Raw genomic sequence first — 15,760 nt, forward strand, 5'->3', positions numbered from 1 at the left:
CGGAGGCCACGCATGACGCGGCGTGTCCGCTATGTCACCCAGGATCACCGATCTGCTGCCGCCAGCCCCAGGAGTTCTTCCGCGTGGGCCCGGCCGAGCTCGGAGTCCTCCAGGCCGGCGAGCATGCGGGAAAGCTCGCGCACCCTGCCCTCGTGGTTGAGCGTGACGACGCCGCTGCGCACCACGCTGCCGTCGCTCGCCTTCTCGACCACGAGATGCTGGTCGGCGAAGGCCGCGACCTGCGGCAGGTGGGTGACGACGATCACCTGCGCGGTGCGGGCGAGCCTGGCCAGCCGGCGCCCGATCTCGACCGCGGCCTTGCCGCCGACCCCCGCGTCGACCTCGTCGAACACGAACGTCGGCACCGGGTCGGCCCCGGCGAAGACCACTTCGATGGCGAGCATCACGCGGCTCAGCTCGCCGCCCGAGGCGCCCTTGTTGAGCGGCAGCGGGGGCGCGGCGGGGTGCGCCGCCATGCGCAGCTCCACCTCGTCGCGGCCCTCGGGCCCGAACTCCTCGCTCTGCGTGAGCTGGACCACGACCCTGGCGTGCGGCATGGCCAGCGCGGTCAGCTCCTCGGTCACGGCCCGGCCGAACCGCTCGGCCGCGGCCTCGCGGACCCGCGTCAGGTCGGCGGCCAGGTCGGTGAGCCGGGCGGTCAGCTCGTCGTACTCGCGGGTCAGCTCCTCGATGCGCTCGTCGTCGCCCTCCAGCTCGGACAGGCGGGCGGCGGCCTGCTGAGCCCAGGCCAGCACACCAGCGCTGTCTTCGGCATATTTCCGGATCAGACTGGACAGCACCGACCGGCGCTCCTGCACGGCGGCCAGCCGCGCGGGATCGGCCTCGATCGACTCCGCGTACGCCGCCAGGTCGGTGGCCACGTCGGAGATCAGGTAACCGGCCTCCGCCAGCCGGTCGGCCACTCCGGCGAGCTGCGGGTCGAAGTCGCGCACCGCCTCCACGGCCGCCCGCGCCTCCCCCAGCAGGGAGATCACGTCGTGCGGGCTGCCCGCGGCCTCCATCGGGTCGCCGAGCAGCGCCGTGTGGGCGGTCGTGGCGGCGCTGCGCAGCGCGTCGGCGTGCGAGAGCCGCTCCTCCTCGCCGCGCAGCTCGGCGTCCTCGCCCGGCTTGGGGTCGACCTTCTCGACCTCCTCCAGCCCGAACCGCAGCAGGTCGGCCTCCTGCGTGCGCTCCCTGGCCCTGGTGGTCAGCTCTTCGAGCAGCGCGGCCACCTGCTTGTGCCGTTTGTACGCCTGCGTGTAGGCCCGCAGCGGCTTGACCAGCTCGTCACCGGCGTACCGGTCGAGCGCGGCGCGCTGCCTGGCCGGCTGCAGCAGCCGCTGCTGGTCCATCTGCCCGTGCACCGCCACCAGGTCGTCGGCCAGGTAGGTCAGGGTGCCGACGGGCACCGTGCGGCCGCCCAGCCACGCCCTGGACCTGCCCTCGGCCGAGACGGTGCGCGAGATGATCAGCTCGCCGTCCTCGACCTCGCCGCCGATGTCCTCGACCTGCTGCGCGACGCGGCCGCCCGGCTCGATGACCAGCGTGCCCTCGACGCTCGCCTTGTCGGCCCCCGGCCGCACGCGTGAGGGATCGGCCCGGCCGCCGAACAGCAGCCCGAGCCCGGTGACGACCATCGTCTTGCCCGCGCCCGTCTCGCCGGTGACCACGTTGAAACCGGGCGAAAGATCGAGCACGGCCTCGTCGATGACGCCGAGCCCCTGGATGCGGACCTCCTCGACCCTTGGTCGCACTGCCCACTCCCGTTCACTGCCATGTCCGACGCCGCTGCCTTGGCGGCCCGTGCCTTCGTGCCGGCCGGTGCCTGGTGACGGCCCGTGCCTTTCGTCCGGCCGGTGCCTTGCCACCGGCCGATGCCTGGTGGCGGCCCGCGCCTTCGGGCCGGCCGGTGAGCTGCCACCGGCCCGCGCCTCGCGGTCGCCCACGCCCTGCGGCGGCCCGCCTGAGAGGGCCACCCCGGACGCGGAACCGCTGGACGCGGTCCACCACGCCCACGTGATCCTACGCGCTCCGCCCTCCATTCACTCAGGGTCGCGCCCTTCCACGCCAGCCCTGAACGGGGAGTTCGAACTTGGCGACCAGCCTGTCGGTGAACGGCGCGCCGGTGCTCTCCACCCCGTGCAGCCGCGCCAGCCGCACGGGCTCGGCGCCTCTGCGCACCTCGACCCGCGTTCCGGACGGCAGTTCGAATTTACGACGTCCATCACACCACAGAACCCCGCCAGGCGTGTCCGGCAGGATCTCGACGGCCAGCGTGGAGCGCGGGGAGACCACCAGCGGCTTGGCGAACAGCGCGTGCGCGCTGATGGGCACCATGAGCAGCGCCTCGACCTCGGGCCAGACGACCGGCCCGCCGGCGGAGAACGCGTAGGCGGTCGAGCCCGTCGGAGTGGCGCAGATCACACCGTCGCATCCCCACCGGGACAGCGGCCTGCCGTCGATCTCGGCGACCACCTCCAGCATGCGCTCCTGCTTCTCGACGGTGGCCTCGTTGAGCGCCCAGGTGTCGGCCAGGAGGTGGCCGTTCTGCCTGGCGCGGACGTCGATGGTCATGCGCTCCTCGACGTCGTACCGCCCGGCCACGACGCTGTCGACCGCGGCTGACAGATCGGCGACCTCGGCCTCGGCCAGGAACCCGACGTGCCCCAGGTTGACGCCCAGCAGCGGCGTGCCCGCGGGCCTGGCCAGCTCGGCCGCGCGCAGCAGCGACCCGTCGCCGCCCAGCACGATCATGACCTCGGCGTCCTTGGCCGCCCCCGGGTCGGCCGGGACGATCTCGGCCCCGCCGCAGCCGATCTCCTCGCACTCGGTGTCCAGCACCCGTACGTTGATGCCGGCGTCGACCAGCCGGTTGATGACCAGCCGGGCGCTCTCGATGGCGGCGCCGCGCCCGGTGTGCACGGCGACCAGCACGGTCCGATTCATTGCGGCCCTTCCGCTACGGCACGCTGGATCTCGGCGTCGAGGTCGGCGACCTCCGGCTCGCCCTCCCCCTTGCCCAGCCACAGCAGGTATTCCACGTTTCCCGACGGCCCGGGCAGCGGGCTGAAGGTCACACCACGCACGCTCAGCCCCAGCTCCCGCGCCTTGGCCGCGGCGTCACGCACCGAGCGAGCGCGCAACTCGGGGTCGCGGACGACACCGCCCGCTCCCACCAGATCCTTGCCCACCTCGAACTGAGGCTTCACCAGCATGACGAAATCGCTCCGGGGCGCGGCGACCGCGGCCAGAGCGGGCAGCACGAGCCGCAGCGAGATGAACGACAGGTCGCCCACGATCAGCGTGGGCGGCTCGCCCACCAGCTCGGGGGTGAGGTCGCGGACGTTGAGCCGCTCCATCACCGTCACCCGCTCGTCGTTGCGCAGCGACCAGGCGAGCTGCCCGTAGCCGACGTCCACGGCCAGCACGTGGGCGGCGCCGCGGCGCAGCAGCACGTCGGTGAACCCGCCGGTCGAGGCGCCCGCGTCGAGGCAGCGGCGGCCCTCCACCTTGAGCGCGCCGAACGTGTCGAGCGCGCCGAGCAGCTTGTGCGCTCCGCGCGAAACGTAGTCGGGGCCGTCCTCGGAGGCGGCCACGACGATGGCGGAGGCGGTGTCGACCTGCGTGGCCGGCTTGTGGGCCCGCTGCCCACCGACGCTGACCCGGCCGGCCGCGATGAGCTGGGCGGCCTGCTCACGCGACCTGGCCATGCCGCGGCGTACGAGCTCACTGTCGAGCCTGATCCTGCGGCTCACGGGCGACCCACGACCCGCGTCGACTCTCCCCCTGCCGGCCACCCCGGCCCCGGCGCCCCAGCGCCGGCACGGTCACCCGGGGCCCCGGCGGCGGCGCGTTCGCCGAGAGCGTTCGTGGCGCCTTCGCGCGGCGCGTTCGCGGCACCTCCGCCCGACGCGTTCGCGGCGGCGCCGCCGCCCGGGGCTCCTGCGGCGGCAGGGGCGCTCCGGGGGCCCTCCCCCGCCGTCGCCCCGGCCACGGCGGCCAGCGTGCTCTCCAGCCCCGAGAAGGCCTCGTCGAAGACCGCGACATGCTCGCTCACGGGCAGCTCGCCCAGCCGGGCGAGGTCCGCCACGATGGCATCGACCCGCTCGTCACCGGTCCTCTCCGGCAGCTCACTCATGACTCGACCGTAACGCCTCCCGCGAGCACCCGGGACCTTGGCAGGCGTGTCACACGTTGAAGCTCGTACGGGGGTGCTACTGATGTGGAACGCTACCGTCCGCAAACGGAAGAAAGGATGCGCATCATGGCAAGCGTCGAGGAGTGCCGGACGGCACTGGCCAAGCTCGTCGCGCAGTTCGACGAGATCGACGAGGCGGACCGTGCGAAACACGTGGTCGAGCGCACGGTCAGCTGCCGGGTGTCCGACCTCGACGTGACCTTCTACGGCCGGCTGCACCATGGCGGGCTGGACCCGTTCACGGAGGAGCCGCCGGCGGACGGCAAGCCCGCCGACGTCAAGCTCACGATCGTGAGCGATGACCTGGTCGCGCTGGTCGACGGGGAGCTGGACCTGGCGCGCGCGCTGCTCGGAGGGCGGGTGAAGATCGACGCGAGCTTCGGCGACCTGCTGCGCCTGCGCAGACTGATCTGAGCCCGGCTGCCCGATCGAGAGCCCGTTCTCTCACCTGAGAGGGCGGCTCCCCGATCCAAGAGCCGCTTCCCTCACCCCGAGAGGCCGGCCCCCGATCCAAGAGCCGCTTCCCTCACCCCGAGAGGCCGGCCCCCGATCCAAGAGCCGCTTCCCTCACCCGAGAGGCCGGCCCCCGATCCAAGAGCCGCTTCCCTCACCCGAGAACCGGTTCCCCACTCAAAAGCCGATCCCCCGGCCCAAGCCCCGCTGCCTCCCCTCAGAGACCGGCTTCCTTGGTCGAGAGCCCGTTTCTCCGGCCCCAAAAGCCGGCTCCCGACCGAGACCCACTTCCCGAACTGGGGAAAGCGGCCCCAGAACCGCTTCTCCACTGGAGAGACCGCCCCGCTGACCCCAGAACCACTCCTCCGCCGGAGAGGCCGACTCTCTGATCCGAGAACCGTTCATCTCCCGGAAGGCCGACTCTGACCCGGGAGCCCGGCTTCCTGGCAAGGAGAGCCGGGCTCTGTCGGAGAAGACCCCTTGGCTCGGCCGAGGCGCACAGCCACGCCGAGCCGAGAGGCGTCACCCCACTCGGTCGAGTACCGGCTTGACGGCGTCCTCCTCGACCCGCCCTTGCCCGGCCACCGCCCACGCGGCGTCGCAGGCGGCTCTCAGGCCATCGATCCGGCTGCCCTCCCCGTCGAGGTGCAACACTCCATCACTCCACCGAGCCCGCCATCCTCCGCAAGCCCCATCGCGCACTTCCGGATAAGGCAGGAGCAGGGCCCGCAAATCCTCGCCGACGTACGTGGGCCGGTGCCGGGGCTCCGCCGTCAGGACGTCGACCGCCGTGGCGACCCCGGTCAGCACCAGCAGGCTCTCGACCCCCGCGTTGGACGCCCCCTCGATGTCGGTGTCGAGCCGATCACCCACGACGAGCGGCCGCCGGGCCTCCGTACGGATCATCGACTCCCGATGCAGGGGCGGATCAGGCTTGCCCGCATAAATCGGCTCGACGCCGGTCGCGGCGGCGATCACTCGTACCATCGCCCCGTTCCCCGGCAGCTCCCCCCGCCCGGTCGGCATCGTGGTGTCCCCGTTGGAGGCCACGAACAAGGCCCCTTGTCGCACGGCCAGGGCCCCTTCCGAGAGCAGCCCGTACGACAGCCCGGGCGCGATCCCCTGCACCACGGCGACGGGTGACTCGGCGGCGGTCGAGACGGGACGGAGGCCGCGGTCGCGTACGGCCAGCCGCAACCCTGACCCGCCGACGACGAGCACGTTCGCGCCCGGCGGAACCCTCTCGGCGATCAGCCGTGCGGCGGCCTGCGCCGAGGTCACCACGTCCGCGGCCGTGGCCGGCGCGCCGAGCTCGCGCAGATGGGCGGCGATGGCGGCCGGCGTGCGGGAGGCGTTGTTGGTCACGTACGCCAGCCGGATGCCGCGCCGCTGCGCCTCCTCCAGCGCCGCCGGAGCCCCGGGCACCGCGTGCTTGCCCAGATAGACCACGCCATCGAGGTCGAGCAGCAGGGTGTCATAGCCGTCGATCAGCACAACGCCTCTTCCCGTTTGACTCTCACGTTACGTGAGACTTTAGCGTCGTCCTCGTACCCACTTGGAGAAAGGATGACCATGTCCGCGAACATCAAGCTCACCACCGAGGAACGCGCGGAACTGTTCGGCGGCTTCGACCCGGACGCGCACGCGGCGGAGGCGGAGCGGCGCTGGGGCGGCACCGACGCCTGGGCGGACGCGCAGCGCCGTTCGGCTTCGTACACGAAGGAGGACTGGAAGCGGTTCCTGGCGGAGGCGGGCACGATCAGCACCCGCATGGCGGACGCGATGCGCTCGGGCGCGCCGGCGGACGGCGACCTGGCCATGGACCTGGCGGAAGAGCACCGGGCCCACATTTCCCGCTGGTGCTATGAGTGCACGTACGAGATCCACCGCGGCCTCGGGGACCTGTACGTCACGGACCCCCGCTTCACCAGCGCCTTCGACGACACGGCCCCCGGCCTCGCCGCCTACTTCCGAACCGCCATCACCGCCAACGCCCTCCGCCACGAAGCCTGAGCCGCCCGGCCTGAGGACGTCGAGGTAGAGGGCCTGGCCGGAGGTGAGGCGGACGTGGTTGAGCCGCCCGGCCCGAGGCGCATGGTGTGAGGGGTGAGCGGGCGGGGGCGAAGGGCTGGGCTGTGACTGGGTCCGCCCGGCTCACCCGTGACGCCCTTGGAGCAGCCGGCCGTCGGGGTCGGCACCAGCATCCTGGCGCTCGTCGCACTTGTGCTGCTGGTCGCCACCACGCTGGATTGCCTGGCGGGCGTGGGGGTCCTGCTGCTCCCCACGGCTCCTGCGCGGGCTGCCGACGGCCCTGCGCGGGCTGCGCACGGTCGCTGGCAGGGAGCATCGCCGGCTCTCGCACCGGCGCCCCGAGATCCTCGCGCCGGACAGGACTCAAGTCGGGCCTGAAGGGCTGGGTCCGAGGGCTGGGTCCGAGGGCTGGGTCCGAGGGCTGGGTCCGAGGGCTGGAAGTGGGCTCAGGAATTGGTACTCAGAGATTGGGGGATTGAGGGACCAGAGTTGGTTGGTCGAGGTGTGAAGCGTGGGCTGGTGTAGCGGTGAGGCTCGACGCCCTGAGGTGCGAATCGCCATTCACTGCACTACGGCACTCATTCCACGACGCCACTTGAACGACGGCTGAACGACCTCAACGACGGCCACCACCATAGAACTGCCGCCATGCACAAGCGCATCCGCTGCCCCCTCACCCCGGGGTCGATCAGTCGTCCGTCCTTTACATTTCCCGGCGAGCCCGCAAGGTCGCTCGCACACTCTTCAAAGCCGATACGTAATGCCGCTCATCGGGCCGCATGGCCACCGCGATGGCCAGCGGCTCCTGAGCCCCTTCCACATCTCCCGTCCGCCACAACGACAATCCCAGCCCGAAGTACGCATAGTCCTCGGACGGATTCGCGTCCACGATCTGCCGGAAACTGGCCGCCGCCTCCGCGTACTGGCGGGAGTTGAACTGCGCCCTGGCCAGCGCTTCCAAGATGCTGCGCGATTCGGGCTCGGCCGCCGCTGCCCGCTCCAACAATGCCGCCGCGGCTGCCGGGCTGCCCTCCTTGAGCAGCTTCACCCCGCGCTGGTACCAGTCGTAAACCCCACCTCCAGGGGCACCCGAGCTCTCATCGTGACCATTTCCCTCTTGAGCCATGCGTGAGGACTCCTTCATCGCTGTGTGGCGACCCCGCTCCGACTGCTTCGGAACGTGCATCGGCTGCAACCATGGGGCGACTTCCGGAAGGCGCAAGCATTTATGGGAGCATGCCCGGTATGGGGACTCCTGAACTGCCGGTACCCGATGGACTGGTGCTACGGCCCTTCCGAGGCGTGCGTTTCGCTGTCGAAGATCCCGCCAGGGTGACCTCCCCACCGTACGACCTGATCTCCGACGCCGACGTCGAGGTCCTCCTGGACTCCCACCCGAACAACGTCGTCCGCCTCATCCTTCCCTGCTCCTCCCGCCCCGACTCCTCCACACACACGCCCGCCCCCCACGAACCAGCCGGCCCCTCTGCGGCCACCGCCGGAACTTCCAAACCTGCCGTTCCCTCAGACCCCCCAAGAATTCAAGAACCGGTCAGCCCCTCAGACACCTCACGAACTTCCGAGCCCGGCGGCCCCTCCGACATCTCGGGAACTGACGAGCTCGGAAGCCCCTCGCACACTGCCGGAGTTCACGAACCGAGGGATCCCTCTGGCACCTCAGGAACTCATGAGCCCTATGTGCCGAGGGTGTCTGGCGTGCCAGGCGTGGCGGCGCCGCCGCCCGGGTCCCGTCCCGATCCGGTCTCCCCGGCCGGCGAAGTGCCGCTGCAGGCGCGGTACGCCGAGGCCAGGGACACGTTGCAGGCGTGGCTGGACTCCGGCGTGCTGGTGCCGGACGCCGTACCGGCTCTGTACGTCTACGAACAGAGCGGCCCGGACGTCCTGCAACGCGGACTGATCGGAGACGTGGGCCTGACGGACCCCGCGCAGCGCATCATCCTTCCTCACGAAGACGTCTTCCCTGGCCCCATCGCCGACCGTCTCGCTCTCATGAGCACCACGAGGGCCAACCTCGAGCCCATCTTCCTGCTGTACGACGGCGACAACGGAGCCGCCACCCGCCTGGTCGACGAAGTCGCCTCCACCCGCTCTCCCCTCGTCTCCGCCCGTACCGAGGACGGCCTGACGCACCGGCTCTGGGCGATCACCGACCCGGCCGAGATCGCGGCGATCAACGACGACCTCCACCACCGCCAGGCCCTGATCGCGGACGGCCACCACCGGTACGCCACCTATCGCGTCCTCCAACGCCAGGAGCGTGCCACCCACCACCTCCACACTCCGACACCCACGCCCACCACCGACACGGGGGCGGGTACGGCGGGGCAGGGTGATGGAGGGCTTGCTCCGGGGCCGTCGGATTTCGGTCTGGCCCTGCTCGTCGACTCTCGCGCATACCCGCCCGACCTCAAGGCCATCCACCGCGTGATCCAGGGCCTTCCCCTGGCCGAGGCTGTCGCCAGGGCCAAGGGGTCGTGGCAGGTGCACGACTACAAGGACCTGGCCAGCGGCCTGGCCGCGCTCGATCGCGCCCCGGAGCCCGCCTTCCTGCTGGCCGGGGAGGACGGCTCGCACCTGCTCACCGACCCGGACCCGGTGCAGCTCGCCCGCGCCATGCCGGCCGAGCACTCCGATCGCTGGAACTCGCTGAACACCTCGGTGCTCGCGGAGTTCGTGCTGCCGGTGTTGTGGGAGATGCGGGACAACGACCGCACCGTACGCATCGTGCACCACGACACGGACGCCGCGGTGCGCCTGGCCGCCGAGATCGGTGGCACGGCGGTCATCCTCAAGCCGCTCGCGGTCGAGGACGTGCTGGCCGTCGCGGCCGGCGGTGAACGAGTGCCGCGCAAATCCACCTCCTTCGGGCCGAAGCCGAGGACCGGGCTGGTGCTGCGTACGTTCGCGATCGACTGAGGTAACCGCTCTTCGTGGCTCGGCGGCGCAGCAAGGTGACCGGTGCGGGTCGTCGTGTCCGGCCGGGGTAGGGCAGGCATGTCTCCTCCTCGCTCCATGCCGGTCCTGTCGTCCCTTATCCGGGTCGGCCACCGGTCCGCTCATCCGGGATCGGACGTTCGGGATCCGGCCGTCCCGGATCGGCTATTCAGGGCCGGTCGTTCGGGGCCCGGTCGTTCGGCGTCCGGGTTCCTGGGAACCGGACATCCGGGATCTTGTTCAGGCAGTACACCGTCGTGGGTGTTCGGGCGCGCTGCCGGTCCACCCGGGCTTGCCGCGCCGTGGTGGTCAACCGGCCCGCCCGGCCTCGCCCGACCTGTGGTGGTAACCGGTCCGCGCCTGCTCACTCCGCTCTCAGTACGTGTAACGCCGGCCCCTCCCCTCCGGCGTGATCTCCTCCTCCGGTCGGCGTCCGGGGCCCAGCCCGCGGACGCCCCGGGCGGCCGGCCGGGGGCTCAGCCGGTGGGCGCCAGGTAGGGGACCTGCCGGGGGATCAGGGCGGCGAGCTTGACCTCGCCGGCGTCGCCGAGGGGGTCGTCGGGTTTGGTGAGCGCGGCTTCGTACGGTCTGGCCGAGCTCACCTCCACCTCGTATCGCCACATCTTGGCGGCCGTCGGGCCGAAGACGCGGCAGCGGAACGCGCCCGTCACCTCGATGTAGTCGTGAGGCTTGAGGCCGCGCAGCACGGCGGCCGTCTCGGGGTTGAACGTCACGCAAGGGACGCTGTCGCTCAGCGCCGCGCCTCGCCTGTGGCGGCGCCGGCGCACGATGATGCGCCACTTCGTCACGGTGTCGCCGCTCGGCATGGGGTGATCCTCGACGGGCGCCGAGAGCCTTCCCACCAGCAAGACCTCGTTGCGATCCACGGTCGTCCTCCTATCGGTGCTCTGGTGGAGATCACTCTCTACGATGAGGAGGTGGCCGGATCGGCTAGAACGCCGTTCTGGGGATAACGGCTGAAGGGGTCGGGAGTGCCTGTGGACAACATCACCGCGCTGGGCGGCGACGTCTATGAGATCGACACCAAGATGGCCGGCTACTCGGGCATCACGGCCGGATATCTGATCCTGAGCGCTCGGCCGTGCCTGGTGGAGACGGGGACGTCGACCTCGGCTCCGGTCGTACGGGACGCGATCGCCTCCCTCGGCGTCGGCCCCGAGGACCTGGCCACGGTCGTCGTGACCCACATCCACCTCGACCACGCGGGCGGCGTCGGGGACATCGCCAGGTTCTTCCCGTCCGCGCAGGTCGTCGTACACGAGAAGGGCGCCCGCCACCTCGCCGAGCCCTCGCGGCTCATGGCCAGCGCGCGCATGGTCTGGGGCGACCGGCTCGACACGCTCTTCGGCGAGCTGTCCCCCACCGAGGCGGAACGCATCGTCGCCCTCGGCGACACCGGCGCGATCGACCTCGGCAACGGACGCACGCTGAACAGCCACTACTCCCCGGGCCACGCGAGACACCACGTGGGCCTGGTCGACTCCGCCACCGGCGACCTGTACGTCGGCGACGCGGCCGGCGTCTACCTGCCCGAATCGGGCGACGTGCGACCCGCGACGCCTCCGCCGGACTTCGATCTGAAGACCGCACTCGACTCGATCGCGCTGTTCGAGGCATTAGGGCCGCAGCGGTTGCTGTTCAGCCACTACGGGCCGGTCGATGCCGTTCAGGAGACGCTTGAGCGGTCCGCGGAGGAGCTGCGGATCTGGGTGGACCTCACGCGACAGGCCCGGTCCGAGGGGATGGACCTGGATCATGCCGTCGCGATGGTGAGGGATCGCACCAAGGAGCGCTATCGGGCGTCGCCGTCCGATGAGGGAGCGGCTGAGCAGCTTGAGATATTGAGTGGCGCTTCGTCCAACGTGGCAGGAATCCTGCACTGGCTGGATCGCGTCTCTCCCTGACGCACGCGACGGCCCCCGATCGCGACATGCGCGGCGTGCGACATGCCGGCGTGCGGCGTGCGGGAGGTGTGACGTGCCAGCGTGCGGCGTGCCAGCGTGCGGCGTGCCAGCGTGCGGCGTGCGGCGTGCGGCGTGCGGCGTGCGGCGTGCGGCAGGCAGCGGGTGGCGAACAGCAGCACGCCCGCCGCACCACCTCCGCCCCGCTCTCATGCGGGCAGGAGGTCGTACGGCGGGCGTGACCGCTGGTGTGTCAGTCCTGCTTCTTGGGCTTGTCCTCGGTCGATTCGCCGGGCTCGTCGAGCACGTCACCGAAGTTCGGCTCGATGAACGCCGGCGTGATGCCCGGCGCCTCGCCCGCCTCCGCCGTCTCTCCCGCCTGCTCCGCCGTCCCGGCGGCATCAGCGGTGTCCCCGGTCGAGGCGGTGTCCCCGGTCGAGGCAGTGTCCCCGGTCGAGGCAGTGTCAGCGGTCGAGGCGGCCTCCGGCTCGTCCTCGGCGGTGGCTTCCGGCTGGTCCTCGGCGGCGGCGGATTCCGGCTGGTCCCGCTCCGCCTCCGCCGCCCGGGCAGCCGGGACGGGTTCCTCTTCGTCCAGTACGTCCCCGGCAACGGCCTGCTGCGCCGCCTCGTCCCGAACGCCGGCGGCCTCGGCAGGCTCCGCGTCCCGGCCGTCGTCAGGCTCCGAGCCGAGAGCGTCGGCAGAAGACCCGGCCGTGACGCCGGCAGGCTCCTCGTCCAGGAGGTCGTCCGCCTCGGCGAGGGCCTCGGCGTCGTCGGGCTCCTCGTCCACCACCACCGTGCCCCCGGGCTCGGTCACGCCGCCGTCGTCGGAGTCGTCCTCGTAGTCGAAGTCCTCCTCGAGGTCCTCGATGACGGCTCCGGTCAGCTCGGCGTACCGCTCGGCGGCGTCCGTCTCCCCGTCCTCGTCGAAGGCCATCGCCCGGCCGAACCACTCCGTGGCCGCCTCCTGGTGCCCGGCGTCGGCCAGCGCGTCGGCGTACGCGAACGCCAGCCGCGCCGACCACGGCTTCGGCTGCGGGTCGCGCAGCTCGGACAGTCGCTGCAGGGTGATCACCGCGGCGTCGTGCTGGCCCAGGTCACGGCGGGCGCCGGACTCGACGATGGTCAGCTCGATGCGGCCGGCCCGGTCGAGGCGTTCGGCTTCGGGCGAACGTACGAGATCGATGGCCCGCTCCGGACGGCCGAGACCGCGCTCGCAGTCGGCCATGATCGGCAGGTACGCCTCCGAACCCGTCATCCTCCTGGCCGCCCGCAGGTCGCTCAGCGCCTCCGAGAAGTGCCCGGCGTGGTAGGCGACGATGCCCGCGGCCTCACGTACGACACCGATGCGGGCCGCGAACCTGCGCGCCACCTTCGTGTGCTCGTGCGCCCGGTCGGGATCGTCCTCCTCCAGCGCCCGCTCGGCGGCCACCAGGTGGCGTCCGACGAGGTCGGCGAGGTCGCCGGGCAGCGAACGCAGCTCATCGAGGACTTCCTTGTCGAGCTCGTCGACCGTGATGTCGGGCGCGACCTCGGGCAGCTTCTCGCGCTGCGGTGCCTCGCCGGCAGCGTCGCGGTCGCTCCTCCCGTACCTGGCGCGGGTCCCGTCACCGGGACGCTCCTCGCGGCCCTCCCTGGAGAACGGACGGGAGTCGCGCTGGTCCCTCTCGCGGAAACCGCCTTCACGCCGGTCACCGTAGCCGCCCTCACGGCGCGGCCCACGGTCATCGCGGAAGCCGCCCTCACGACGGGGACCACCGTAGCCGCCCTCACGACGGGGACCGCGGTCGTCGCGGAAGCCGCCCTCGCGGCGGGGACCGCCGTAGCCGCCCTCACGGCGCGGCCCGCGGTCGTCACGGAAGCCGCCCTCACGCCGCTCGCCGTAACCGCCCTCACGACGAGGACCGCGATCATCACGGAACCCGCCCTCACGACGGGGACCGCTGAAGCCGCCCTCACGCCGCTCGCCGTATCCGCCTTCACGGCGCGGTCCGCGATCGTCGCGGAACCCGCCCTCGCGGCGCGGGCCACGGTCGTCACGGAAGCCACCCTCGCGGCGGGGACCGCCGTAGCCGCCCTCGCGACGCGGACCCCGATCGTCCCGGTCCCGGAACGTACGGCGGTCGTCGCCCTCACGGCGCGGGCCACGGTCCTCGTAGCCACCCTCGCGACGGGAGGGGGAGCCGCCTTCACGGCGCGGCCCGCGATCGTCACGGAACCCGCCCTCACGACGGGGACCACCGAACCCGCCTTCACGGCGCGGCCCACGGTCATCACGGAACCCGCCCTCGCGACGCGGACCGCGATCATCGCGGAAGCCGCCCTCACGGCGCGGCCCGCGGTCGTCACGGAAGCCGCCCTCACGCCGCTCGCCGTAACCGCCCTCACGACGAGGACCGCGATCATCGCGGAACCCGCCCTCACGACGGGGACCGCCGTAACCGCCCTCGCGACGGTCGCCGGAGCGGTTGTCACGACGGGGCGCGAAGTCGTCCCGATCCCGATAGGTGCGGCGCTCGTCACTGCGCGGCCCGCGGTCGTCACTGCGCGGCCCCCGGTCGTCTCCGCGAGGCCCGCGGTCGTCCCCTTCACGTCGGGGACCTCGGTAGCCGCCCTCACGCCTGGGGCCGGCACCGCCTTCGCGGCGGTCGCCGTAGCCGCCCTCACGACGAGGACCCCGGTCGTCCCGATCGCGGAACGGCCGGCGCTCGTCTCCCTCGCGGCGTCCGCCGCGGTCGTCTCGATTGTCGTCGCGTCGCGGCCCCCGGTCATCCCGGTTGAAGGAGCGCGACCTGTCGTCGGAACGGAACGGACGGTCGCTGCCGGAGTCTCGCCCGCGAGAGCCGTAGCCACCGCTCCTGCCGCTTCCGCCGGCGCGCCTCTCCCCGTAGTCGCCGCGTCCGCGCTGTCCGCCGTCCGATCCGTTATCTCTGTTCACTTCTGGTCCATTTCGTTGGCTCACCCAGCGGACTCTCAACGACGGTCCACCGTGGCTGGTCGCCGCCCGCCCGCGGGCCTTACGCGACGAAGGCCACCCGTGGGGGTGGCCCGGTCATACCAGCCTAGCAAGTCGCGCAACGTCCACGAGCCCGGCGCAACCCGAATAACGACGGGACCGTGAACTCGCGGTCAACGAGACAGCTCCGCATGTCACCACGCCTGCATGAAATCACCGATCCCCACCACCGAATTCCGGCCCCATTGACCGAGGACGAACTCAACCCACCCGGTGAAATCCGCCACCCTTCTTCCGGAGCCCACCTCCTCGGCCTGCCTCCGAAAAAGAGAACCCTTTCGCCTGGGCAACCGGCTATGGCATCGAAGGCGTGGGTGCCGACATGAGCAAAGTCCTTCTGAGCGCAGCCCGAACCTCCGCCAAGAGCTCGCCTGGCCGACCAGAACACCTTCCTCCCGGAACACCTTCCTCGAAGCGCACGCCACCACGTATCCCTGCTCGGTGCGGCCGACCCCCGTATCACCGCTTGGTGCGGCCGACCACGCCGAGGGGCGCCGGCTCCGAACATCTTGGAAATGACGCTGACCGACCCGGACAACTGTGACCCGTATGTTGCGAGCCTCATGGCGGACGCAGAGCGGCTGACCGCGTGACAACCCCAATGACGGGGACGCACCGGCGGCTGACGGAGGAGGAACGGGGTCGGTCAAGCGGCCGAGCCCTAAGGCGAGCACCGGACAAATCCGCCAGGGGCCGCCCGGATCCAACAGGGGCCGGCATCGTGCTCTGGGACTTCGAGCCGGGCAACATGCTGCTGGGCTGCACGTGAGTTCCCAGATACGTTCGTGCCCGCTCCCAAACGCAGAAAGGCCCCGACGCGCGGCGTCGGGGCCTTTCCAAAGATTGTCCGGCGGTGACCTACTCTCCCACACTCTCCCGAGTGCAGTACCATCGGCGCAGGGAAGCTTAACTTCCGGGTTCGGAATGTGACCGGGTGTTTCCTTCCCGCCATAACCGCCGTAACCCTGCGAAACAGCTGTTTGCTGTCTCAGAATTACATAGCGGACGCGAGCAAGATTTCCTTTGGTGTGGCGCAGCTCCGGACCCGGCGAAGAGTAACAGAGCGCAGCACACACCAAAGCATTATGCTTTGTGGTCAAGTCCTCGGCCTATTAGTACCGGTCAGCTCCACACGTTACCATGCTTCCACCTCCGGCCTATCAACCCGGTCGTCTACCGGGAGCC

General features: G+C 71.2%; 13 protein-coding genes, 2 rRNA genes and 1 pseudogene. 6 read left to right on the top strand and 10 right to left on the bottom strand.

Annotated elements, in window-relative coordinates; translation table 11 throughout:
- Positions 1 to 44: 44 nt before the first annotated feature.
- The 4 genes from recN to IO39_RS54785 all read right to left on the bottom strand — a co-directional run bounded on the left by recN (position 45) and on the right by IO39_RS54785 (position 4,138).
- Positions 45 to 1,754: a DNA repair protein RecN gene (recN, locus tag IO39_RS26250; protein ID WP_043628225.1), complete on the bottom strand. Its 1,710-nt coding sequence runs from the start codon at positions 1,752 to 1,754 to the stop codon at positions 45 to 47.
- 292 nt (positions 1,755 to 2,046) lie between these two features.
- Positions 2,047 to 2,946 (bottom strand): NAD kinase, encoded by a 900-nt coding sequence (locus tag IO39_RS26255; protein WP_043628228.1) that lies wholly within the window; start codon positions 2,944 to 2,946, stop codon positions 2,047 to 2,049.
- A complete protein-coding gene (locus tag IO39_RS26260; RefSeq protein ID WP_043628230.1) occupies positions 2,943 to 3,755 on the bottom strand; it encodes a TlyA family RNA methyltransferase in 813 nt (270 codons plus the stop codon). The genes IO39_RS26255 and IO39_RS26260 overlap by 4 nt, the downstream gene beginning before the upstream one ends.
- On the bottom strand, positions 3,752 to 4,138 hold the full coding sequence (locus IO39_RS54785) for a hypothetical protein (protein WP_052423382.1): 387 nt from the start codon (positions 4,136 to 4,138) through the stop codon (positions 3,752 to 3,754). Before IO39_RS54785 ends, IO39_RS26260 begins: the two co-directional genes overlap by 4 nt.
- Positions 4,139 to 4,264: 126 nt before the next feature.
- On the opposite strand from IO39_RS54785, the gene IO39_RS26270 reads away from it, so the two are divergent.
- Positions 4,265 to 4,612: an SCP2 sterol-binding domain-containing protein gene (locus tag IO39_RS26270; RefSeq protein WP_043628382.1), complete on the top strand. Its 348-nt coding sequence runs from the start codon at positions 4,265 to 4,267 to the stop codon at positions 4,610 to 4,612.
- Positions 4,613 to 5,173: 561 nt separating this feature from the next.
- Here IO39_RS26270 and IO39_RS26275 read toward each other — a convergent pair.
- Complete coding sequence (locus IO39_RS26275; RefSeq protein WP_043628234.1) at positions 5,174 to 6,145, bottom strand: HAD-IIA family hydrolase; 972 nt, start codon at positions 6,143 to 6,145, stop codon at positions 5,174 to 5,176.
- 78 nt (positions 6,146 to 6,223) lie between these two features.
- On the opposite strand from IO39_RS26275, the gene IO39_RS26280 reads away from it, so the two are divergent.
- Positions 6,224 to 6,664, top strand: coding sequence for a TipAS antibiotic-recognition domain-containing protein (locus IO39_RS26280; protein WP_052423383.1), 441 nt, complete (start codon positions 6,224 to 6,226; stop codon positions 6,662 to 6,664).
- 721 nt (positions 6,665 to 7,385) lie between these two features.
- Here the strand turns inward: IO39_RS26280 and IO39_RS26285 are convergent.
- The gene (locus IO39_RS26285) at positions 7,386 to 7,808 is read right to left on the bottom strand and encodes a tetratricopeptide repeat protein (protein WP_043628236.1); all 423 of its coding nucleotides are present in this window, start codon (positions 7,806 to 7,808) and stop codon (positions 7,386 to 7,388) included.
- 119 nt (positions 7,809 to 7,927) lie between these two features.
- On the opposite strand from IO39_RS26285, the pseudogene IO39_RS54790 reads away from it, so the two are divergent.
- Together IO39_RS54790 and IO39_RS26290 are read left to right on the top strand one after the other, a co-directional pair.
- Positions 7,928 to 8,119, top strand: a pseudogene (locus IO39_RS54790) (DUF1015 family protein); the annotation flags it as partial.
- A gap of 279 nt (positions 8,120 to 8,398) precedes the next feature.
- Positions 8,399 to 9,619 carry a DUF1015 family protein gene (locus tag IO39_RS26290; protein ID WP_245642248.1) on the top strand — a complete coding sequence of 407 codons (1,221 nt, stop codon included), beginning with the start codon at positions 8,399 to 8,401 and terminating at the stop codon, positions 9,617 to 9,619.
- A gap of 494 nt (positions 9,620 to 10,113) precedes the next feature.
- Here the strand turns inward: IO39_RS26290 and IO39_RS56120 are convergent, their stop codons facing one another.
- Complete coding sequence (locus tag IO39_RS56120; RefSeq protein ID WP_043628238.1) at positions 10,114 to 10,524, bottom strand: single-stranded DNA-binding protein; 411 nt, start codon at positions 10,522 to 10,524, stop codon at positions 10,114 to 10,116.
- 111 nt (positions 10,525 to 10,635) lie between these two features.
- Here IO39_RS56120 and IO39_RS26300 point away from each other — a divergent pair, with 111 nt between their 5' ends.
- Entirely contained in the window at positions 10,636 to 11,562 is a 927-nt protein-coding gene (locus IO39_RS26300) for an MBL fold metallo-hydrolase (RefSeq protein WP_084773513.1), read from the top strand.
- Positions 11,563 to 11,812: 250 nt separating this feature from the next.
- On the opposite strand, the gene IO39_RS50965 is transcribed toward IO39_RS26300, so the two are convergent.
- A complete protein-coding gene (locus IO39_RS50965; protein ID WP_245642249.1) occupies positions 11,813 to 12,991 on the bottom strand; it encodes a putative sodium/potassium/calcium exchanger in 1,179 nt (392 codons plus the stop codon).
- Between IO39_RS50965 and IO39_RS59055 the strand changes: the two genes are divergently transcribed.
- On the top strand, positions 12,938 to 14,680 hold the full coding sequence (locus IO39_RS59055; RefSeq protein WP_281200140.1) for a hypothetical protein: 1,743 nt from the start codon (positions 12,938 to 12,940) through the stop codon (positions 14,678 to 14,680). The genes IO39_RS50965 and IO39_RS59055 overlap by 54 nt on opposite strands.
- A gap of 740 nt (positions 14,681 to 15,420) precedes the next feature.
- On the opposite strand, the gene rrf is transcribed toward IO39_RS59055, so the two are convergent.
- Positions 15,421 to 15,537, bottom strand: a 5S ribosomal RNA gene (gene rrf, locus IO39_RS26315).
- 130 nt (positions 15,538 to 15,667) lie between these two features.
- Positions 15,668 to 15,760, bottom strand: a 23S ribosomal RNA gene (locus tag IO39_RS26320); the annotation flags it as partial.

This window comes from Nonomuraea candida, from assembly GCF_000725485.1.
In the GTDB taxonomy this organism is placed as follows: Bacteria; Actinomycetota; Actinomycetes; order Streptosporangiales; family Streptosporangiaceae; genus Nonomuraea; species Nonomuraea candida.